Origin of the sequence: Streptomyces antarcticus (assembly GCF_026627255.1) — a bacterium.
GTDB classification, from domain to species: domain Bacteria; phylum Actinomycetota; class Actinomycetes; order Streptomycetales; family Streptomycetaceae; genus Streptomyces; species Streptomyces antarcticus.
Window position 1 is genome coordinate 22,393 of the sequence record NZ_JAPNLM010000005.1, and the last position, 21,364, is coordinate 43,756.

Sequence of the window (21,364 nt, forward strand, 5' to 3'; positions counted from 1 at the left end):
CCCCGGCCGACATGGCCGGGGCCCCTCCTTATGCCCCTCCCACAGTGCCTGTACGTCGCCGTGGCATGATCCCCCGTCATGGGGAGACGGGAGCTCGGACGCCTTCCAGATGCCCTTGTTCGCGGCGTTCAGCCGCAGGTTCCACCTCATATCGGGCCAGTCCTTCCAGCCGCTTCGCGGCCCGTTCCATCCCGGCGACCCAGGCGTCCTCGACCGGGTCTGCTGCACGTGGGCCGGTGAACAATGTCCCGACCTCCGGCTCACTCGGCGGGATCGGCAGCTGGGCGTCCATGGCCCCGCGCGGCCGGTTCATCTCGTCGATCGGGCACTCGACCACCCGGGCGGTCATCCGGTGGAGCTCGACCTTGTGCCGCAGCTCCAGAAACAGGAAGTACGTGTTCAGCGCCTGCGACGGGCCCAGCCGGGTGCCGCTCGGCGAGTGTCGCAGTACCTTCCCGAAGGACACGTCGGCGTCGGCCAGCTCCATGGCCCACAGCGGTCGGCCGAACCAGGCCCGCATCTGATCAAGATGACCAACGTCCCCGCGGATCGTGCCGTCCGCCAGACCCGCCGAGGCTCGTGCGAGGACGAACCCGGCCAGCACGTCGGTCTCGAACTGGTCCAGTTCTTCCGCCGAGACCGGATCGCGGAACTCGCGCAGGTCGCGTACGGCAGCCAGCGCCAACCCGAGCCTCCTCGCCTTCGCCCCGACTGCGAATTGGTCAGACGAGATGAGAATGCTTCAGGAAATCCGAAGTTGCGTCACAAGCCCACGAAGCGCACGAAGGGGGAAGAACCCCCTGGCCACTGGGACAAGAACTCAGCAGGACTCAGGGGAACTCACGGGATGTCGCACAGACGTGGCGGAGGCCGCTCCTCACGATCGAGGAGCGGCCTCAGGGGCCGGCTGGCGGCGAGGGCGTCAGTGGTACGCGTGGACGACGGCGTGGCCCTTGCCGCGGCCGATCATCCACTTGTTCACGGGGGTGGTGATCAGGAAAGCGACGGCGAAGCCGCCCAGGAGCGCGGTCCAGAACAGTGCGTCGGACAGGTGGGCGTCCATGGCGCCGGGAGTCAGGGCGATGATGCCGTTGTCGACGAGTTCCATCACCGCGATGGAGACGGTGTCGGCGGCGAGTGCGACCTTGAGGGCGGTCTTGAAGTCCAGCCCGGCCTTGCGCACCGCCAACAGGGTGAAGGAGTAGCCGAAGACGAACGCGAGCGTGATCGCCAGGACCATGGTCGCCACGTTGCTCCACATCAGGGCGGTGCCGATGACCATGCCGAGGATCTCGCCGATGGCGCATCCGGTCAGGCAGTGCAGCGTCGCCTTGGCGGCAGCTCCCCAGGTCACTGTCCCCATGGAGTGCCCGCCATGACCCTCGTGGGTGTGATGTGCGGCGTGGTCGTGCCCGTCGGCGTGGGCCTGGTGTGCGGAGTGGTCGTGAGCGGCGTCGTGATGTGCGCTGTGATCCATGTCCTTCATCCCCAATCGCGTCCAGTTTGACCGGCATCCCCACGGCCTCACCGTGACAGTATACCCCAGGGGGGTATGTGTCGAGGGGGTGCAGGGTGCAGGGCCGCCTTCCGCGAAGGGCGGAGATGGTCGCGCACACGCTGTGGGACTTCTTTGTCAAGTTGCCCGTCTGCTGGCCGTCATCGTCTGGCCCGCGCGGAGCGACAGGCCTGGCAAGGTGCTCCCACCTGCGCCGACGCCAACGACGATCCCGCTGCCGCGTGCTCTGGCGCCTGAACCGAACAGGGCGGGTCCCGCCGGGTGTACCCGGCGGGACCCGCCCTGTTCGGTTCGCGGGCTGTGCGTGAAGTGACGGCGACGGCCTGACCGCGGTCAGTTGGCGGCCTTTTGGCGGGACTCGGTTTCGCCCTGGGCCGGTACGGATGCCGCCGGGGCGTCGGTCGGATGCGGCTTGCCTCGCATGAGGGCGAGGGTGGCGAGTGCGCCGGTGGCGGCGATGCCCGCGGCGGTGAGGAACGCGGCGCTGAATCCGTCGGTGAGGGCGGGCAAGTTCCCGAGCGCTCCCGCCCCCTGGGAGGTGGCCAGTGAGGTGAGCGAGGCCAGGCCGAAGGCGGAGCCGGGCCGCTGCCCTGCGGCGAAACCGGCCAGGAACAACTGCGCCGCACCCCAGGGCGCGCCCCCAGGGAACAGGACCCTCGGCGAGGGTGTGGTGCGCGAAGACACCAAGGACCGTCGACAGGACGGCGAACACCGCTGCCCGCACAGCGGGCAGCGGAACGATCGCGGACGTCCTGCTCGGGGTCGCGGCACCCATCATGGACGAGCGCCCTGGGACACTGCAGACCAGTAGGCAAACCCGTTCCGGATCACCCAACCGCTGCCGCCGGCGGTCAGGCCGTGGCCGCCACTGCGGCGGCGAGGCGGGGCGAGGCCACGCTGGTCCCGCAAACGAACCGGACCACCGGGCCGAAGGTCGCCGCCGCCGCGAGGCCGGTGAAGTACAGACCCGGCACCGAGGAGGCGAACCCGCCGTCCAGCCGGGGATACCCGCCGACCCGGATAAGGCGGGTCCGCAGTTCCGGCGAGAGGAACTCCAGTGCATCCAGCCGCATCTGGTACCCGGTGGCGGCCAGGACGTGGTCGGCTTCGACCTGCCGCACCCTCCCGTCAGCCGACCTGGTTGTCAGTACGACACCGTCGCCTGAGGCCAAGGCGCCGGTGATCTGCCGTGCCCCCAGGAGCGGGACCTTCCCGGCGACACGGTTCTTGAGCCACCATGCCCCGCTCGGGCCCAGGACCCGTTGCGCCAGGTGCAGCCGCGCCGGGGCGGGCAGATGCCGCAGCAGCGGGGCCTGGCGGGCCAGCGGATACAGCGACCAGGACCGCCCGAGCGGCGTGTCCGGCTGCCAGGAGAGCCGCCCAGCCGGTGCGGCGGCGAACCGCGGACGCTCGGCACGGGTCAGCAGCCGTACCTGCACGCCCGCTTCGCCAAGCAGCGCCGCACTCTCCAGAGCGGACTGGCCGGCTCCCACGACTACGACGTGCCTGCCCGCCAGACGCGTGAGGTCGGTGTGCTGACTGCTGTGGGAGACGAGTCCCGCAATCGACGGCCCGTCCGGGACGGCCGCGGCCAGCTCCGCGGGCAGGTGGGCCAGGCCGGTCAGCCCGCTGGCGACGACGACGGCGGCAGCGGTCATCTCCTCACCCGAGGACAGTTTGACCCGAAAGCCGCGCTTCTCCTGGTCGACTCCGGTGACCTGTACGTCTTCGACGTCGGGGACCAAGCGGTCGCGGAACCACAGGCCGTAGCGGACGAACAGCTCCTTGGGGACCTGGTGGGTTCCGCTGAGTTCCCGCACGCCTGTCTTCCGGCAGAAGTCGGCGAGCTGGTAGCCGGGCTGGGGTGCAGACAACGAGGACGCGGCGGGTGACGACTTCAAGATCATGCCTTCGGGCATGTGCGACGACCAGCTCGTCATGGGTGAGCCGAAGACGCGTACGGGCAGACCGAGCGCGCGCAGGTGGGCGGCGGCGGACAGACCGTACGGGCCGGCCCCGATCACAGCAATGGTGTTGGGCATGGATGTCCCCTATCAACGCGGCCCGGCCCCGTCAGGCGGGCAGGCCGAATGACGCAGTGACGCGTGCACTGCACTGGCGTGACGGCGCTGCCTGACCGACTCGAACGTCCTCAGACGGCCGGCAGCCGCAGTGCAGGGGGACCTCTGCGCACGACCGCGTCCGCCAGCATCGCCTCATGCGCTGCGGGTGCCCGTTCGTGACTCGCGCCCCAACCCGGCAGGAGAGGTACGCCGGGGTCGGTAACGGCAACCAGGGGGAACAGCAGACAGCGAAGCGCGTCCGTGAGGGCGGCGAGCTGTTGCTGGGCCGCCTGGTACAGCTGCTGGTTGTCGGCATCGGCAAGGTGCAGCATCCATGCCACGAGCACCATGCAGGCCAGATACCCCACAGCCCAGCCGCCGTCGCCGTGCGCCGCCTCACCGATGGCGGCCGTGTCGGCGTGGAACCCGGCCATCGCACCGGCCTGCGCAACGACGCCGCCCGCTACGTGGCTCCGCAGGGACCGCGTCCGGAAGAAGATCCGCCAAGCCGTCGCACCCAGCACCAGGAGGGCGGTCAGCCAGGCGCCCCACGACGGTGTGCCGCCGAACACCAGATGATGTCCCGCGACTGCCAACGCCGTATGTACGGAGGAGAACATCAGCATCCGTGCACCCGTCGCCGTCGAGACGGCCCGCGTGGCGCCAGGCTGCGAGATGCTCTGTTCCGGACGTGTCATGACTGGACCAGCGTCAACGGTCAAGCTGCCTCTCGTCCTGCACATCCGCTCAACTCCCTCCCTCGGAGGCCATAGCGAATTCGTGCGAAGGGTGAGAGCCCTGACCGCGAGTCGGGACTGCGGTGCTCGACGAGCCGGCGCCACGACCACGCCCCCCAGCGGTGCCGGGGGCAGTCTCTATTCGTCGTCGAGTTCGTGCCGGACGCGGCGCGAGGGCTGAAAGGCGTACAGGTCCAGGACACCTGGTGGTTCGGCCAGGCCCGGCCCGCCGTCGTTGACCCAGGCGGTGATGTCGGCGGCGGCACCGGAGTCGTTGACCTCGCCGAGCCAGACGGGACGCGCGCCGGCCTTCCGTCCTTCGGTGGAGGGCTGGATGACGATGACGTTGGCGCGCTCGCACGCGTCCAGGCAGTCAGTACGCCGCACCATCGCCACGGCGGCCAGCGCGGTCCGCAGGTCGGTGATCTGGGCTTCGTGGTCAAGGTGGGGGACCTTGGCCATGGTGCCGCAGCAGCACCCCCGGCAGACAGTGACGGTGCAGCGGGCATCGGCGGCCCTGGTCGGGGCGGCCGTGCGATTGCGGCGGATGCTCTTGCTCACGTGGTGTCCTTGCCGAGGGAGCTGGTCCAGGCGTACTCGCGCAGCAGGCGCAGGCCGTTGAGGCCGACGATGACAGTGGAGCCTTCGTGGCCGGCGACACCGAGCGGCAGCGGAAGCGTGCCGATCAGGTCCCAGGCCACCAGCACGGAGATGAAGACCCCGGCGATGACCAAGTTCTGCACCACCAGGCGGCGGGCCTTGCGGGAGAGAGCCACGACGGCGGGAATCGTTGCGAGTTCATCGCGCACGACGACGGCGTCTGCAGTCTCCAGTGCGAGGTCGGAGCCGGCCTTGCCCATCGCGATGCCGGCGTGCGCGGCGGCCAGCGCGGGCGCGTCGTTGACGCCGTCGCCGACCACCAGCACCCGGCGCCCTTCGGCCTCCCACGCCTGGACTGCAGTCACTTTGTCCTGCGGAAGCAGGTTGGCGCGGACGTCGGTGATGCCGACCTCGGCGGCCAGCTGGCGGGCGGCCCGCTCATTGTCGCCGGTCAGCAGGACCGGCGCCCGGCCAGTCAGTTCGGTGAGCGCGGCCACCATCGCCTTCGCGTCGGGGCGCAGTCGGTCGGTGATGCCCAGCACACCCACCGGCGTGCCATCGCGCAGGACGAGGACCGCTGTACGGCCCGCATCCTCAAGCGCCTTCACCACGCCGCTGGTCTCCGGGCCGTCGGCAACGGCGAGACGAGTCGGTGAGCCGACCTGAACGCGACGGCCGCCGACGGTGCCGGTGACACCGGCACCGGGAGTGGAGGTGAAGCCGGTCGCCTCGGCGAGGGTGAGGCCGCGGTCGCGGGCGGCCTGGACGACGGCACGGGCCAGGGGGTGCTCGCTGGGGTGCTCGACCGCGGCCGCCAACGCCAGCAGCTCGTTCTCGTCCAGGCCCGATGCATGCTGCGGGCGGCTGACGGTGACGCGCGGTGTGCCCTCGGTCAGGGTGCCGGTCTTGTCCAGCGCGACGGCGTCGATCTGGCCCAGGCGTTCCATGACGACGGCGGACTTCGCGAGGATGCCGTGGCGGCCCGCGTTGGCGATCGCGGACAGCAGCGGCGGCATCGTGGAGAGCACCACAGCACACGGTGAGGCCACGATCATGAAGGTCATCGCGCGGAGCAGGGCCGACTGGAGTTCGTCGCCGAAGGAGAGCGGGATCGCGAAGACGGCCAGCGTGGCGATGACCATGCCGATCGAGTACCGCTGCTCGACCTTCTCGATGAACAGCTGCGTGGGCGCCTTCGTCTCGGAGGCTTCCTCGACCATCTTCACGATCCGCGCGATCACCGAGTCCGCCGGGTCCCGATCGACCCGTACGCGCAGGGCGCCAATGCCGTTCACGGTACCGGCGAACACCTCGTCGCCGACCTGCTTGGCCACAGGGAGGGGCTCGCCGGTGATGGTGGCCTGGTCGACGTCACTTGCCCCCTCGAGGACCTGTCCGTCGCCACCGACCCGCTCACCGGGCCGCACCAGGATGACGTCGCCAACGGTGAGGGAATCCGCCAGGACGACCTCCTCCCCACCGCCGGACGGGAGGCGGGTCGCGGTGGTCGGGGTGAGGTCGAGGAGGCCGCGTACCGAGTCGGCCGTGCGCGCGGTAGCGACGCCTTCCAGGGCTCCGGAGGTGGCGAAGATGACGATCAGCAGCGCGCCGTCGAGGACCTGGCCGATGGCGGCGGCGCCGAGCGCCGCGACGACCATCAGCAGATCCACGTCCAAGGTCTTGTCCTTCAGGGCCTTCAGGCCCTCCCATCCCGGCTCCCAACCGCCTGTGATGTAGACGGCGGCATACAGCGGACCCCACAGCCAGGCGGGGGCGCCGAGGAGATCCAGCGGGAGGGCGATCAGGAACAGCACCAAGGCGGCCAGCGCCCACCGGGCCTCCGGCAGCTCCAGGATGCGCGTACGCCGCTTGGGCGGCGTCGGACGCGGCCCGGCAGCGGCCGGCGCGGGCCGCTGGTCAAGGACAGAAGACATGACAAAACAACCCTTCACGGGCGGATGGGGCAACACCTTCACCATACAGGAACGTCTGAATAGGTCTTCAGGTGTCATGGGTATGATGTCCGTATGGGTCACGGAACCGGCACCGCCAGCAGCGCCACCACCCGCGAGCGCCTCGACGCCGTCGGCACGGCCGATGTCGCCGCCACTCTCCAGGCCCTCGCCACGCCCTCGCGGCTGCACATCCTGGCCCGCCTCCAGGAAGGTGCCTGCTCGGTCGGCGACCTGGCCGAGGCCGTCGGCATGGAAGCCTCCGCCTGCTCGCACCAGCTCCGCCTGCTGCGCAACCTCGGACTGGTCACCGGCGAACGCCACGGCCGCTCGATCATCTACGCCCTCTACGACAACCACGTCGCCGAACTCCTCGATCAGGCGCTCTACCACGTCGAGCACCTGCGAATGGGCATCCGCGACACCCGCGGCGGCGTGCCCGATCCCGTAAGCGCCGACTGAAACCAGGACATCGTCTACCGGGGCAGCTTCGCCCTCCGCTCGGGGTGGGCGGTGCCGACGTACCGCATCGCGGTCTGCTCCGTGATCCCGAACGCGAAGTATGTGTTGATCTTGTTGATCTGGCCGCGCACTGTCGAGGGCGCCTGTTTGCCTGGTCCGGCGAAATAGCAATCGACCTCGCGCGGGAGAGCTGCCACGGCACGGTGCCGTAGTACTCGCAGACCTCCACCACCGGCTTGAGCAGGTCGTCGAGCGTCGTCGGCGCCAGCCCGGCCGCGTCCCGGGTCACTGGTACTCCGAGAGCGTGTCGGGGAAGAAGCCTCCCTCGACGTTGGCGGACATACGGGCCTGACGGCGGCGCTGCAGGGTGACGGCGTCCGCCAAGCCCGACTCCACCGACACGGAGGCCGAGTCGACCACCCCGCTGGCGTCCGCCCCGGGGCGCACTAACGTCAGAACGACCTCCGCCCCCGCAGACCATGCGGAGATCCTGTCGCGCGGGGGGGGCGTTCAACTACGCATGCACCGGAGTCGCGTTCGCAGCCTTCGCCCTGCTGATCTTCCTCGCCCTGCGTCCTCGAGGTACCGGGCTTGATTCGAAGCAGACGGCCCAGGCTGCTTCGAAGCGGGTCAGGAGGAGGGCGGCGAGAGTGGGGTGAACGTCTGGCCGCCGTCACGCGACTCGTACACCCCGTCCTGGGTCGCGGCGAGGACGTGCCGGGCGTCCACCGCGGTGAGCGCTTGGGGCGCTCCGCCGGGCACGGTCGTGATCACGGTCCACGACGTGCCGCCGTCTTCGCTGCGGCTCAGCTTTCCGGCCGGATCGATGCCGAAGAGGACCTTCTCCTCCGGCCATGACACGTACGCCTGCACCGCACCCGTGGCCTTGCCGAACGTACGGCCTCCGTCGGCGCTGGCCGCCACGCCCTCGGAGGTCGTGGCCAGCAGCCGCTCGCCCCCTCCCGGACCTGCTGCCAGGTCGAGGGCCTTGAGGCTGGCCCGGTCGTCCCAGGTCTTGAGATCGGTCGTGACTCGGATTCGGCCGCCCTCGTACCCGTACACGGTGCCCCCGGCGGAGTCGAGGGAGTGGAAGTCGGCTTCGTCGGCGAGCGACCTGGACGTCCACGTACGACCCGCGTCCGTGCTCTCGATCAGGCCAAGATTGCCCGGCTGGCCACCTCCCGGTGCGCCGTGGCCGCTGGCGATGAAGGTGCCCTTGCCTGTCACGGTGAAGCCCATGAAGTCGTCCTTGCGGTCCCCGACGAGCTTCGGGTCCGTGCCTGCGCTGACGCTGTACAGACCGACGTGCGTGGCGACGTACACGCGGCCGTCCGCAGGATCGACGCCGAGACCGTGGACATGCGCGAGCGGCGGCGATGCATCGGCTGATTCGTCTCCACTGGACCCGGCACCGCAGGCGGCGAGCGTGACCGCGGCGAGTGTGGCGGCCGTGGCGGCGAACACGGTACGGAAACGGAGACGTACGGTCACGGGGTCCTCGTGGTGATGGAGCGGTTGGTGCACGCGGGCGGATTCGGGCTTCGCACTAACCTTCGGCTCAACGAGTAAAAACTTAGTAACTTCGTAGACGAGAGGCAAGTGGAAGGCAGCCAGGTGTAGGACGGAAATCGTGTCTCCTGTCAGAGACCGGGAGGGCAGGCGACCAGCAGCGGCAGCAGAGGCACCACAGCGGCCACGGCAGCCACAGAACCCCAGAGCACTGGATGGGCGTCATCGCGCCGTCCCAGGATGCGCTGCATGCGGATCAGGGCGGTGTGCCCGCCCGCGCCGAACGCGCCCTTGGGGGCACGCCCCGCAGCCATCTCGTACATCGCGGTCGCGAGCACATCGTGCTCATGGCTCCGCAGCGCTCGGTCGTCCGCGATCATCTCCAGCAGGATCGCCGTCTGCTCCTTGGCGTGGCGGGCCAGCGGTACCCAACGGAACACGGTGGCGAAGGCCTCTGCCGCGGCGAGTACCAGGTGGTGGCGGCCCGCGACGTGGGCACGCTCGTGCTCGAGGACGGCGTTGAGCTGTTCGTCGGAGAGCAAGCGCACGGCCGCGTCGCTGACGACGATCCTGGAGCGGCGGCCCGGCAGACAGTATGCGGCCGGCGTTTTGTGGGCCAGGACAGTGGCACGCAGGCGGGCGGAGTGGGTCCCCACCTTGTCCAATACGTCGCGGTGCCGGGCTCGCGCACGTCCGGCGCGGGCCATGTGGAAGGCAAAGCTCGCGACCAAGGCCAGCACCACCGCGCTGGGCAAGGCCACGGCCAGCTTGTCGGCGGTGGTCGGATCGGGCGCGGCTGTGCCGGCCCCCAGCCCACAGGCGTGCAGCAGGCCTACGAGTCCCGCGTGGAGGTGCTCGGTCGGCGTAGCGAGGTGGTACGCCGCGAGCGCCACGGAGACGGAGAACGAGAGGGCCAGTGCGTGCCATGCGGCCACCGCGAGGGCAGGAGCCCGGTGCGGCCAGGCGCTGCGCAGCATGATCCGCGGGGCGAGGAAGCCGACAGCCGCCGTGTAGGCGACCAGAGCGGGCGCGGCGTTCATGGCTTCGGCCGTCGTCCCACGCTGCGCAGCGCCGTGCGCAGAGCTGCCACCTCGTCGGCGGACATGTTCTCGACGAACTGGACCAGCGCGGCCGGCCGGTCCTCGCTGGCTCCCAGAGCGTCCTCCATCAAAAGCGCCGAGTACGCCTCGCGGCTGCGCACCGGCGTGTACAGCCAGGCCCGCCCCTCCATGCCACGCAGGAGCCAGCCCTTGTGGAACAGGATGTTGGTGACGGTCATCACGGTCGTGTAGGCGATGTTCCGCTGTTCGTTTATGTCGTCGACGATCTCACGCACCGTGGCGGGACGGTTCCATCTCCAGAGGCGGTCCATGATCTCCGCCTCAAGTTCCCCCAGCCGACGCATGAGCCGAATCCTTTCGCCATTGTTGTACGCAACTACATAGTAGACCGCGCGAATGGGCTCGGACTGGCCCTCCTACCTGTTCGGACGCGATCGGCATGCCATGTGGGCGTGCTGGTGCTTACGATGGCGCCGATGTCACGCAATGAGAAGCCCGCGAAGCCGCGACCAGTGTTGCGGCTCAGCGGGCTGCTCGTCCTCGGCCTCCTCATAGGGCTGCTCGGGATGCACGGCCTGGGGTTTGCCCCGGCCGCAGCACGGCAGAGCACGCACGGGCGCAATGCGGAGATCGGGCGCGCGGCAGCTGTCGTGGCCGAGCCGGATGAGTGCGGCCATGACTGCTCCGGGCAACACCAGCCCGCCGACCATGCCGATCCGACCTGCGCCTCCGGCGCCGTGGCGGCGGCCTTTGTGTTTCCGCCCCTCGTTCCCAAAGCCATCGGTCTTCCCCCGTCGGCAGAGGGACCGATCACCGCCCGCGCCGGCGGTCCAGACGGGGGTCGGGCACCTCCCTCTCTCTCAGAGCTGCAACTCCTGCGGATATAGGACAGGCCACGCGCCGCCGGAATGAGCCCGTACCGGGCGCGGCGTCGCGATTCGCCATGCCCTTCCACAGATCAAATCGAGGAGATTCCGCATGAAAGCGCACCGCAAGATGATCCGTCGTACCGCACTCGTCGCCGGCACCGGAGTGGTTGCCCTCGTCCTGGCCGCCTGCGGCGGAAACGGCGGTAACAGCGCTCACGACATGGGAGCGATGGGCCAGCCCACCGCCTCGCCGTCCGCCACTGCTTCCGCCACGGCCGGAGACCACAACGCGGCAGACGTCTCCTTCGCCAAGGACATGATCCAGCACCACCGCCAGGCGGTGGAGATGGCCGAGCTGGCCGACACCCGTGCCTCGTCCGCCGAGACCAAGGACCTGGCCACGAAGATCAAGGGTGCCCAGGACCCGGAGATCAAGACCATGTCCGGATGGCTCACCTCGTGGGGCGAGGAAGTCCCCGCTGACATGCCGAGCCAGGGCCACGACATGTCCTCCGGCATGCCCGGAATGATGAGCATGGCCGACATGGACAAGCTGAAGAACTCGACGGGTGCCGAGTTCGACAAGATGTTCGCCGAGATGATGATCAAGCATCACGAGGGCGCCATCGAAATGGCCAAGGCCGAGAAGACGGGCGGCAAGTACGAGCCCGCCAAGAAGCTGGCTGACGACGTGATCAAGGCGCAGACGGCCGAGATCGAGCAGATGAAGAAGATGCTCGGCACGAGCTGAGTCGTTGAGGCGGCACGGTCGGCGGAGCACTCCGCCGACCGCGCCGCGGCGTTTCGGCCAGGCACTATCTGGACGCGAGGACTCGCATGGCCAGTCCCGCAGCTGGCTTCGGGCCGAACGAGGTTGATTTGCGGGGGAGGAGGACTCCCTTCGCTGCGAGTCTCCTCACTGTGTCCTCGGTGACAGCGGGGAGCAGGAGTGCGGTCCCGCCCCCGGGCGGGGCCACGGCCGCAGTCGCCTGGTCCGCGTCGTGTACATGCCGCACAGCGCCGGGGAGGTCGGGCACTGACCAGGCGCGAGCGAGAAGCAGGTGGTCCGCGATGGCGGCGGGCAGTTGATGCCATTCGTGCGGCCGTGCTGCCAGCGCTTCAGCCAGTGCTTGTGGGTCAGGGGCCGAGATGCTCCAGGCCCGGCCGTTACCGGTGACCACCAGCTCATCAGGGTCGGGCAGTCGCCAACCGGAGGTCAACGGACGGACCCGTGCCACGTCTGCGGCCGCCGCAGCGGCCTTGTCGGGTTCCAGGCCGGGGATGACGCGGTGGATTGCCGTCAGCTGCAAGGGGGTTGCGGCGGAATCGACCAGGAGAGCCAGGGTGCGGTCCCAGGTGCTGCTCCCTCCCCGCTCCTGTCCGAGCCGCAGGCAGCTCGCGTGGCGGTGGTGGCCGTCGGCGATGAGTGCCTGGCAGCCTGCCAGCCCGGCAGTGAGCACTGATTGCTCGGCGGGATCGGTGCAGCTCCACAGCGTGTGCGTGATCGCTCCCAGACGCGCGGATGCGGTGGGCCGGCGGCTGGTGATCTCCTCGGCAAGACGGGTCGCCGCGTCATCCGAGGAGTGGTAGCTGAGGAGGAGGGGCTCCAACTGGGCGCGCAGTCCGGCCATGTGAGCCGCGCGTTGCCCGACGACATGGGGCTGGACATCCTCGTGGGGAAGAACTGCTCCGGCGCTCTCGTCGGACAGCAGCAGTTCACCGATCAGTCCACGCTGCAAGAGCCGGTGCCCGAGACGCTGTTGGTATACGTAGAGGGCCGGCCGGGGATCCCGGCGTAGTACGCCTCGGTTCAGCCATCGGTCCAACTGTCCGGCGGCGGCCGGTACGTCGTGGGCATACAACAGCCGGGCGATGTGATGAGGCCGACCACGCTGTGCCCGCGCGTAGGCGATCGGCATGTCGTCGTACGGCGGACTGATCACACTGGACAGGTCTCCGGCGCGTGCCGAGTCGTACCGCACAGCCCGGAAAGGCCTGAGCTGCAATGCGGTGGGGGTCTGGCGAAGAGGGGCGGATATCAAAGTTGACTCCCGATGCGGGGGCACGGCAGGGCAGAGGGGCGGGCGAGGGCAGATGCCCGCCCCTCTGGTGCTTGGCCGTTCGGTCAGACGGGTACGGCCTCGGCCCGCGCCTCAGGCACGGCTGGTGCGAGGCGACCGGTCCGGTGCAGGCCGTAGACGGCGGCGGTGCACGCGAGGCCGAGGACGAAGAGCGCCAGCCACGGGAGCGCGGACATGCCGGCGTTCCGGGCCGCGTCCAGTGCCGCGCCGGTGAGCAGGTTGCCGAGCGCGATGCCCACACCGCAGATCGTGTTGTACAGCCCGTAATGCGTGGCCACGAGGCGGTCGCCGGAGAGCCGGACGATCGTGTCCATCTCGAACGGGTAGGCGATCATCGTGCCGAAGGCCAGCAGCAAGGCGGACACCGCCGGGGGCGCTGCTGCCAGCAGCCACAGGCCTACTCCGTCGTCCGGGACAGGCACTGCTGTGGCAGCCAGCAGGGGCAGGAATGCCACTCCCATCGCCAGCAAGCCCCAGGCGAGCGCGTGGCCCGGCTCCATGCGGGCTTTGCACCAGGCGGTGACCTTCGTCTGGAAGAGGACCGTGCTCAGCCCCGATACGGCGAACAGCACCGCCACCGCAGCCGTGCCGAACTGTCCTTCACCACCCAGGCGTCGGACTTCCAGTGGGAGCGCCAGATACACCTGGAAGGTCATGACGTACGAGCCGATCATGGCCACGGAGAACAGAAGGAACGGGCGGTTGGCCAGGATGCCGCGCCACTGGGTGAGCACGCTCTCGCGCCGGCCATCCTTCTGGTCCTGCGCGTCGTTGCCTCGGCGGGCGGGCAGGGCGCGGATCTGCACGATGCTCAGCACGGCGAAAATTCCGGCAGCTGTCATGCAGGTGACGCGGAAGTCGACGCCTGTCAGCACCATGCCCACCAGCGGGCCCAGCAGGATGCCGGCCTGGTAGAACACGTTGAACAGCGCGAACGCCTCGACTCGGCGCTCGCCCGCGTCCGCGGCCAGATACGCGCGGCTGGCGGGGTTGAACAGGGCTCCGGCCAGCCCCGTCGCAGCGGAGGCGGCGATCAATGCGGGTACGGAGTCAACGAGCCCAAGGGTCGCGAAACCGGCAACGCGGAGCACCATCCCCGCGATGATCAGCGGCTTGTAGCCGAGGCGGTCGGCCAATGTTCCGCCGATCAGGAACATGCCCTGCTGGCTGAAGTTGCGTACGCCGAGGATCAGCCCGACGAGCCAGCCCGCGAGCCCGAGGGGGCCGGCCAGGTGCGTGGCCAGGTAGGGCATGAGCATGTAGAAGCCGAGGTTGATGGTGAACTGATTCACCATCAACAGCTGGACGCTGCGCTCGTAGGTTCGGAACTGTGTGATCGTGCCCTTCATCAGGCCGTGTCCTCCGAGTCGGCCTCGATGAACGGCTCGGCCTCGTCGGCAGGTGCCTCAACCTCGGTGTCCCGCGTCTCGTCGGTGAGGGTGAGCGGGTCGACCACGGTGGTGCAACGAGTCCAGCGGGTGACCTCCTTCTCGTCCAGGCGCCCGATCACTTCGGGTTCGAGGGCCGGCGGTGCCTCGAGCAGGCCGTGGGCCGCGCAGTAGTCGTCGTCGTAGACGGTGCTGAGATAGCGCTGCGGGCCGTCGGGGAAGATCGCCGCAATTCGGGTGTCCTTCGGCAGTGCGCGGGACAGCCAGCCCGCGACCAGGGCGACAGCGCCCACGCTCCATCCGCCGGTGGCGTAGTGGGAGGAGGCGAGTTGGCGGCAGGTCCACACCGCCTCGGCCGGAGAGACCCAGTGCACTTCGGAGAAGTTCTCGTAGGCGACGTTGCGGGGATAGATGCTCGAGCCGAGGCCACGCATCAGCCGGGTCCGGGCGGGCTGGCCGAAGATGGTGGAACCGATGGTGTCCACGCCCACCAGCGTCAGGTCGGGGTACAGCTGCCGCAGTACGCGGGAGACGCCCGCGGAGTGCCCACCCGTGCCCACGCTGCACACCAGGACATCGATGTGCCCCAGCTCGGTGGCCAGTTCGAGAGCGAGCGGTGTGTATGCGGTGGTGTTGTCGGGGTTGTTGTACTGGTCCGGGCACCACGAGTCCGGGTGCTGTTGCATGAGTTGGGCTACGCGGTCACGGCGGGCCTGCTGCCAACCGCCGGTGGGGTGCGGCTCGGAGACGACGTTGACTTGTGCTCCGTAGGCGGACAGCAGCCGGGTCATGGATGCCTCCAGGCCCGGGTCGGTGACCAGGGTGACCGGGTGTCCGTAGACCATGCCGGCCAAGGCCAGGCCCAGGCCGAGGGTGCCGCTGGTGGACTCGATGATCCGGGCACCCGGCTTGAGGTCGCCGCGGGCGCGGGCCCGTTCGACCATGTGCAGGCCGGGGCGGTCCTTGATGCCGCCGGGGTTGAAGCCCTCCAGCTTGGCCCAGAAGCCGCGCCCCGACGGGGCGACAGGCTCTGTGATCCGAAGCAGCGGGGTGTTACCCACGAGCCCGGACAGGGCGGAGTGGGTGGGGGGTGTCGCGTCCGTGGTCGAGGAATGCATTGTTTCGCTCTCATTCGGTGATGCGCGTCAAGTACTCGCTCGGGTCGCATGCCGCTGGCGCAGGGCAGGGGGTATCCCGGCCCTGAGATCGGCATGCGGCAGCCGGTCGTACGGCTGCATAGCGAGTGGTCTAGATGCGCCACCGACAGATGCATGTCAGCGTGGAGCGGCCGCTCTGGGCTATCGGCGTTCTGCTGGTGCCGGGCGGCGCGGCCGGAGGCTCGGCCATCGCCGCCTCACCGGCGATGGCGAGGGAGAGCACTGCTGCCGCGTCTGCCGCAGACTGGGATCCGCTCTGAGGCTGGGGAGCTAGTCCGGGAGAGACGCAAGCAGAACTGTGACCGTGCTCCTGGTGCCCGCCCACCGGCACGTCGACCGGATGCTGGTGCGTGAGTTCACTTGCTGATGCCGTCGCGGCGACGTGCCCGTGGTCGTCACTGGCGAGGTAGGAAGAGCAGTGGACCGCTGCCAGCAGCAGGGCGCTGAGGATGCCTGCGAGGAGACGGCCCGGCCAGGGCGCGGGCCGGCGGCTGGGTCGTACGAGCGGGTGACGTGGCACTTTTCCTCCGCGCGGCAGTCGCTTCTGCGGCCATGGGGGCAGAGGAAGCGGCACGAGGTCGACGGTATGGACAGCGATGGTTGGGGCCCGTCCGTCGCCCGCTGTGAGGGCAAGGCGTCAGGGCGCCGAAATCTGCACAGGCCCGAACATAGCGCTGGTGAGGCGCGAATATGGTGATACGGGCATCGCCAGTCGTTGCCGAGTTGTCTACACCTGGAGCACGGGCGTTGTTCTGGAATGTGCCAGCGAAGAGCCGACCGGCCCTGACTCGCCGCTCGCGGGCAGGCTGGGCGGGGTGCCGAAGGTACACCTGGCTCCGGTCAGCGGAGACAAGCGAGGTGCGTCAACAGTGGCTCCCTGTCGCGGCAGCCTGGGTGTGCACTCATGTGCGGAGTGGTCAACTCCCGCGTGGTCCACCCGGGCGGCTGCACTGCCGCCTGAGGGAGTTGAGGAGGAGATGGATGCGCTGGGGCCTCCGTGGCCCCCGGCCCCGCCCTCCATGTGCACGCCGTGCGTGTAAAACAGGCCCAGCAGCAGCGCGGCCAGCCCAAGCAGGCGCAGCAGACCCATTGACGAGCGGGTCGGCGGCACGCGATAGGGCGACCGGGCTGTAACCATGCCGTGATCTTAGCGGCTCTCTCGCGCAATAGTTGACGTGATTTTGGACAATGCGTGAACGGTTCGTGTGTAGCTTGGCCTGATTTGATTTTATCTACTATTCAACTAAGAAGTTGAATAGTAGACGTAGTGCGCAGCCGCCCCTCCCCTCCCCTCCCCTCCCCTCCCCTCCCCTCCCCATCAGCAGTGCTTCGCCCCGAACGGGGAAGGCACATGTGGCTGCGTGGATTTCACTGCCTCTTCGAGACAGTGCTCAGTCTTCGGGTCCGGATGAGCGTGATCGGCGACTTGCCGGGTCGCGAGTACGAGGACGGCCACCCGATGGTCGGACTGCACCAGCGTCACACGCAATGGGGCGCCCGGGCCGGTCGAGAGGACGTACTCGTACAGCAGGAGTGCGGCGGGGCTGGAGAGCGTGCCTCCGGTGACCCGGGTCTGGTGCCAGCCGCACTTACGCAGGGCCTCGGCGAGCTGCCCGGCGACATGCCGGGCGGCGCCGTTGTCGGCGAATGCGACGATGCGGTGTTGCGCGCTCGCATCGCTGGTTCCCCGGTATGTGCGCGTGATCTCTGCTTCTGCGCCGGTACCGTCGAACCAGGGAAGAGTGCAGGCGTGTGTACCTCCAGTGGGCAGGGGAGCAGCGGTTCCCCCGCCTGCGTCGATGGCGTGCCAGTGGTACGTGCTGTTCCAAGGCAAGGCGGCCGGCGACAGCAGATCAGTACGGGGGAGTCCACGTCCGGCGGCGGGGGACGGAAGGATCGCTGCGGCCGACACGAGTTCGGGGCTGGTCTGTCCGGCTTGTTCGGTACGCGCGTCACTCACCAACCGTGGAAGTCCCCACAAGCCGGCGGAGAACAGGGCTGCCCCGGCGAGTGTGGCTGCCCCGGCTCGGCGGCGTGTCCGATGGCGCCGTACTCGGTCTTGCACATCGTCCACCCCTGTACTGAGTGCGATGAGGGGCTCGACGCCATCGACGAATCCCCGCAACTGGGCGCCCAGTTCGTCCTGCTGGAGCGGGCGAAAGCCGTCACTCATGCGGGTAGGCCTCCTGCCGTGGCTTGTACGACGCGATCGCCGGTGGGCCACTGCGGAGCGGCTCGGTCGTATATGTGGTCTCGGCGAGATGGGTGTTGAGGATGCGGCGGGCCCGCATGAGTCGCGAGCGTACCGCCGTGCTCGTCGACCCGGTCTGCCGGGCGACCTCCTCCACCGGGAGATCCAGCAAGTGGTGCAGCACGATGGCACGACGCTGCTCCGGACCGAGCCGCCGCAGCGCCGCGACGAGTGCGACGTGGTCGGGGGCGAGCCCGGGGAGGTCGGGTGGCGGCCCGTGCCGGAAGTGAGCGCGGAGCCGGTTGCGGGTCCTGCGCCAAGAACTGACCGCGAGCCGCAGGGCGACCGTACGTACCCATGGTGTGGGATCGCCGTGCGCCGCCAGGTGTTCCCACCGCGGCCATGCCCGGGCGTACGCCTCCTGGACCGCATCCTCCGCCTCGCCGACGTCGCCGGTCACCGCGTATACGACAGCCACCAGCCGCTGGGCGCTCGCGGCGTAGAAGCGCTCGAAGTCCCTTTGCCTGTTCTGCTCGGGCTGTTCGTTCATGGGCCAGGGCTCCGCGGCTCGTCGCGGTGCCGGCCGTGCGGGCGGAAGCGCCGTGTCAGAGGGGCGACCAATTCATCGACCTCGGTGAGACGGAGGGGCCGGGCGAGCGCCAGAACGGACACGACGATCGTGCTCGTGCCCAGCAGCAGACCGGCGGCGTCGCCTGTGAGTCCCTGCCCCATCCGTTCCGTGAGCCACCGGCCTCCGGCGTAGGCCACGATCGCTCCGGGCAGGCACGCGACAGCGATGCGCACATGAGTGCCGAGCACGCCGTTGAAGGGGTGCCCCAACCGACGTCTCAATGCACGCACCGTGCAGTACAGGCCCGCCGTGCAGGCAGCCGCATAGGCACCCGCGATTCCGACGACGGCCCACCGTGGTGGCAGCAGGAGGTATGCGGCGGACGAGAGGGCCGCGTTGGTCCCGGCGATGACCAGCGTCAACAGGAACGGGGTCCGGGTGTCGCCCAGTGCGTAGAAGCCGCGAGAGAGCACGTACTGGGCGGAGAATGCCGCCAAGCCCGGAGCGAACGCCACCAGTACCCAGCCGATCGCCTGTGAATCGGCCTCGCTGACCTGTCCGTATTGATACGCCACGCCGGTCAGCTGGGGCGCGAGAGTCAGGAAGACCACGGCGGCGGGGACGATCGCGACCGCCGTCGTCCGCAGTCCTCGGGACAGGTCCGAGCTCACTCCGGCCGTGTCACCGTCGGCGGCGGCCCGGCTCATCCGCGGCAACAGGGCGGTGACCAGGGAGACCGTGATGATGCCCTGCGGCACCACCCACAACTGGTACGCGCTGCTGTAGGCGGTGTAGCCCACGCCTTCGACGACCCCGTCGGCAACGGCCCGCACTCCGGTGGTCGTGGTCAGTCGCGTCACCACCCAGTAGGCCAGCTGGTTCGCCAGGACGAGCAGCAGCGTCCACACGGCAGCTCGCAGCGGCCGGCCGAGGCCCGACCCACGCCAGTCGAATCTCGGGTGCCAGCGGAATCCGGCTGCGCGCAAGGAGGGCAGCAGGGCCATCGCCTGGACGGCGATGCCTGCGGTGCTGCCGACGCCGAGCAGGAGCAGATGGGCGTCACTCACGTCGCCCGCTGATCTTGCCTCGACCGCCACGGCCAGGTACAAGCCGAAGACGGCGATGACGACCACGTTGTTGAGCACCGGGGTCCACATCATCGCGCCGAACCGGTCGCGCGCGTTGAGCACCTGGCCGAGCACCGTGAACACGCCGTAGAAGAGGATCTGAGGCAGGCAGTAGCGGGCCAGGGTGATGGTCAGCTCTCGCTGCGCACCTGTGTAGTCCGTGTAGGCGGCGACGATCCAGGGCGCGGCGAGCACGGCCGCCGCGGTGATCGCGGTCAGTGCCCCGAGGCACAGGGTGATCAGCCTGTCGGTGTAGGCGACGCCGCCGTCCGCATGCTCCTTCGCGGCACGAACCAGCTCCGGCACGAACACCGAGTTCAGCGCCCCGCCGATCAGCAGGATGTAGACGATGTTCGGGACGGTGTTGGCGACGTTGTAGGCATCTCCGAGCAGCGCCGTTCCCAGCGCGGCGACGATGACCGCGCTGCGCACGAAGCCGGTGATCCGTGACGCGAGCGACCCGAGCATCATCACGGTGCCGCCGCGGAGCCGACCGGCCCGGGCCTGCGGTGGTGTCTTGTGTGCGGACTCCGTCCGCTCCGGCGTCGTCACGCCCCGCCCCTCCGCACCCCATCAGGAAGCGGCCAGAAATTTCCTGCCACACAACAGGACGGCCAGGCGTGCAAGAGGTAGGCGGGCCCCTCCCGCCGCTCTCCCGCCGGAGGGGCATGAAACGGATTGAGGAGGCCTCCGACATGGCCGTGGCCGAGGCGCAGATGACTGAACGCACCAGCGGTTTCGAGATAGTGCGCACGACCGCCGAGCAGCACCGTGGATACCTCAGTAACCTCAGTGGGCGCACATCGGTGGACCAGGTGAGCTTTCTGCAGCTGCCGTCCTGGGCGGCTGTCAAGGAAGGCTGGACGGCGGAGCGGCTCGGCTGGTTCGACGCTTCGGGCCGCCAGCACGGCGCCGCCCAGGTGCTGTACCGGCCGCTGCCGGGCACCCGTCGCTACTTTGCGTATCTGCCGGAGGGGCCTCAGCTGGACTGGGCCGATCCCAGGCTGACGGACATGCTCCAGCTGCTGCTGGACCATTTGCGCTCCGCGGGGGCGTTCGCCGTGCGCATGGGTCCGCCGCTGCCGTACCGGCGCTGGCATGCGTCGACGCTCAAAGCGGCCGTGGGACAGGGGCGCCGGGTCGATGACGTGGTGCCGGATCTCGTGGATCCGGTGGGTGCGGCAGTGGGCGACCGGCTCCGGACCGCCGGATGGCGACGCTGCGGAGAGGAGGGCGGTGCTGGCGACGCCCAACCCCGCTACCTCTTCGAGGTGCCACTGGCCGGCCGTAGCGCTGACGACCTGTGGTCCGGTCTGAACCAGGAGTGGCGCCGCAACATCAAGAAGGCGGCGAATGCCGGGGTCGAGACCTTCCTCGGCACGGGCGACGACGTGGCGACCTTCTACGAGCTGCTGCAGGTCACCGAGCGGCGCGACGGCTTCCGACTGGGACGGTCGCTGGACTACTTCCAGCGGCAGTACAGGGAGCTGAATGCGGAGGAACCGGGACGTATCAGGCTGTATCTCGCACGGCATGCGGATGAGGTGCTCGCCGCCCACACCATGATCGTGGCGGGACGGCGCGTCTGGTACCAGACGGGCGCTTCCGCCGACCACCGTCGTGAAGTGCGGCCGAGCAACGCCTTGCAGTGGCGGATGATCCGTGACGCGCACACGCTGGGCGCGTTGGTATACGACATGCGCGGTGTGCCCGCGACTTTGGATCCGCAGGAGCGCGCCTTCGGGCTGATGCGCTGGAAACTCGGCACCGGAGGCGAGGTCGTCGAGACGCTCGGCGAGTGGGAGCTGGCGCTGCAGGGTGCTGTCAACAAGACGCTGCACCGAGTCATGCAGGCGTATCTCTCCCGTCGCTGAGGTCAGCCGAGGGGCATGCGGATCGGTCATGGGGCAACCTTAAGCCTTCTTGCTAAACCATTTAGTAGACTAGTAGATGCTGTGGCAGGCATGCCCGGTCTCCCAAACGGGTGATTAAAGGATTAACCGACACGCAAGAGGCGAGAGCCCGTCGGTGTGGCAGCGTCATGCCGACGGACTGAAGGTCTGGTGGGCAGGCGGCAGAG

20 protein-coding genes are annotated in these 21,364 nt (G+C 69.1%); 4 read left to right on the forward strand and 16 right to left on the reverse strand.

What is annotated here, in order from left to right; translation table 11 throughout:
• Positions 1-76: 76 nt before the first annotated feature.
• The 7 genes from OTB16_RS10075 to OTB16_RS10105 all read right to left on the reverse strand — a co-directional run bounded on the left by OTB16_RS10075 (position 77) and on the right by OTB16_RS10105 (position 6,850).
• On the reverse strand, positions 77-685 hold the full coding sequence (locus tag OTB16_RS10075) for a hypothetical protein (protein ID WP_267719670.1): 609 nt from the start codon (positions 683-685) through the stop codon (positions 77-79).
• 237 nt (positions 686-922) lie between these two features.
• The gene (locus OTB16_RS10080) at positions 923-1,477 is read right to left on the reverse strand and encodes a DUF4396 domain-containing protein (RefSeq protein WP_420717664.1); all 555 of its coding nucleotides are present in this window, start codon (positions 1,475-1,477) and stop codon (positions 923-925) included.
• A 372-nt stretch (positions 1,478-1,849) separates the two neighbouring features.
• Positions 1,850-2,200, reverse strand: coding sequence for a hypothetical protein (locus OTB16_RS10085; RefSeq protein ID WP_267719673.1), 351 nt, complete (start codon positions 2,198-2,200; stop codon positions 1,850-1,852).
• A 167-nt stretch (positions 2,201-2,367) separates the two neighbouring features.
• A complete protein-coding gene (locus OTB16_RS10090) occupies positions 2,368-3,558 on the reverse strand; it encodes an FAD-dependent oxidoreductase (protein WP_267719674.1) in 1,191 nt (396 codons plus the stop codon).
• Between the two features lie 110 nt (positions 3,559-3,668).
• Complete coding sequence (locus tag OTB16_RS10095) at positions 3,669-4,205, reverse strand: hypothetical protein (protein WP_267719675.1); 537 nt, start codon at positions 4,203-4,205, stop codon at positions 3,669-3,671.
• A 249-nt stretch (positions 4,206-4,454) separates the two neighbouring features.
• Positions 4,455-4,877 carry a (2Fe-2S) ferredoxin domain-containing protein gene (locus tag OTB16_RS10100; protein ID WP_420717665.1) on the reverse strand — a complete coding sequence of 141 codons (423 nt, stop codon included), beginning with the start codon at positions 4,875-4,877 and terminating at the stop codon, positions 4,455-4,457.
• Positions 4,874-6,850, reverse strand: a complete 1,977-nt coding sequence (locus OTB16_RS10105; RefSeq protein ID WP_267719676.1) for a heavy metal translocating P-type ATPase — start codon at positions 6,848-6,850, stop codon at positions 4,874-4,876. Before OTB16_RS10105 ends, OTB16_RS10100 begins: the two co-directional genes overlap by 4 nt.
• A 93-nt stretch (positions 6,851-6,943) precedes the next feature.
• Between OTB16_RS10105 and OTB16_RS10110 the strand changes: the two genes are divergently transcribed.
• Positions 6,944-7,330: an ArsR/SmtB family transcription factor gene (locus OTB16_RS10110; RefSeq protein WP_267719678.1), complete on the forward strand. Its 387-nt coding sequence runs from the start codon at positions 6,944-6,946 to the stop codon at positions 7,328-7,330.
• Positions 7,331-7,960: 630 nt separating this feature from the next.
• On the opposite strand, the gene OTB16_RS10115 is transcribed toward OTB16_RS10110, so the two are convergent.
• From OTB16_RS10115 to OTB16_RS10125, 3 genes are all read right to left on the reverse strand, one after another.
• Positions 7,961-8,821 (reverse strand): F510_1955 family glycosylhydrolase, encoded by an 861-nt coding sequence (locus tag OTB16_RS10115; RefSeq protein ID WP_267719679.1) that lies wholly within the window; start codon positions 8,819-8,821, stop codon positions 7,961-7,963.
• 149 nt (positions 8,822-8,970) lie between these two features.
• The gene (locus tag OTB16_RS10120; RefSeq protein ID WP_267719681.1) at positions 8,971-9,879 is read right to left on the reverse strand and encodes a M56 family metallopeptidase; all 909 of its coding nucleotides are present in this window, start codon (positions 9,877-9,879) and stop codon (positions 8,971-8,973) included.
• Positions 9,876-10,244 (reverse strand): BlaI/MecI/CopY family transcriptional regulator, encoded by a 369-nt coding sequence (locus OTB16_RS10125; RefSeq protein ID WP_267719682.1) that lies wholly within the window; start codon positions 10,242-10,244, stop codon positions 9,876-9,878. The genes OTB16_RS10120 and OTB16_RS10125 overlap by 4 nt, the downstream gene beginning before the upstream one ends.
• Before the next feature lie 222 nt (positions 10,245-10,466).
• Between OTB16_RS10125 and OTB16_RS10130 the strand changes: the two genes are divergently transcribed.
• Together OTB16_RS10130 and OTB16_RS10135 are read left to right on the forward strand one after the other, a co-directional pair.
• On the forward strand, positions 10,467-10,787 hold the full coding sequence (locus OTB16_RS10130; protein ID WP_267720008.1) for a DUF6153 family protein: 321 nt from the start codon (positions 10,467-10,469) through the stop codon (positions 10,785-10,787).
• A gap of 91 nt (positions 10,788-10,878) precedes the next feature.
• Entirely contained in the window at positions 10,879-11,520 is a 642-nt protein-coding gene (locus OTB16_RS10135) for a DUF305 domain-containing protein (RefSeq protein ID WP_267719683.1), read from the forward strand.
• Between the two features lie 64 nt (positions 11,521-11,584).
• On the opposite strand, the gene OTB16_RS10140 is transcribed toward OTB16_RS10135, so the two are convergent.
• From OTB16_RS10140 to murJ, 6 genes are all read right to left on the reverse strand, one after another.
• Positions 11,585-12,712, reverse strand: a complete 1,128-nt coding sequence (locus OTB16_RS10140; protein ID WP_267719685.1) for a DUF1015 domain-containing protein — start codon at positions 12,710-12,712, stop codon at positions 11,585-11,587.
• Positions 12,713-12,894: 182 nt separating this feature from the next.
• A complete protein-coding gene (locus OTB16_RS10145) occupies positions 12,895-14,199 on the reverse strand; it encodes an MDR family MFS transporter (RefSeq protein WP_267719686.1) in 1,305 nt (434 codons plus the stop codon).
• Positions 14,199-15,356, reverse strand: coding sequence for a PLP-dependent cysteine synthase family protein (locus OTB16_RS10150; RefSeq protein WP_267719688.1), 1,158 nt, complete (start codon positions 15,354-15,356; stop codon positions 14,199-14,201). Before OTB16_RS10150 ends, OTB16_RS10145 begins: the two co-directional genes overlap by 1 nt.
• A 1,357-nt stretch (positions 15,357-16,713) precedes the next feature.
• On the reverse strand, positions 16,714-17,568 hold the full coding sequence (locus OTB16_RS10155) for a hypothetical protein (RefSeq protein ID WP_267719690.1): 855 nt from the start codon (positions 17,566-17,568) through the stop codon (positions 16,714-16,716).
• Positions 17,561-18,136: a SigE family RNA polymerase sigma factor gene (locus OTB16_RS10160; RefSeq protein ID WP_267719691.1), complete on the reverse strand. Its 576-nt coding sequence runs from the start codon at positions 18,134-18,136 to the stop codon at positions 17,561-17,563. The genes OTB16_RS10155 and OTB16_RS10160 overlap by 8 nt, the downstream gene beginning before the upstream one ends.
• Positions 18,133-19,755, reverse strand: a complete 1,623-nt coding sequence (murJ, locus tag OTB16_RS10165; RefSeq protein WP_420717670.1) for a murein biosynthesis integral membrane protein MurJ — start codon at positions 19,753-19,755, stop codon at positions 18,133-18,135. Before murJ ends, OTB16_RS10160 begins: the two co-directional genes overlap by 4 nt.
• Before the next feature lie 224 nt (positions 19,756-19,979).
• On the opposite strand from murJ, the gene OTB16_RS10170 reads away from it, so the two are divergent.
• Positions 19,980-21,158, forward strand: coding sequence for a lipid II:glycine glycyltransferase FemX (locus OTB16_RS10170; protein ID WP_267719694.1), 1,179 nt, complete (start codon positions 19,980-19,982; stop codon positions 21,156-21,158).
• The last annotated feature ends 206 nt before the right edge of the window (positions 21,159-21,364 follow it).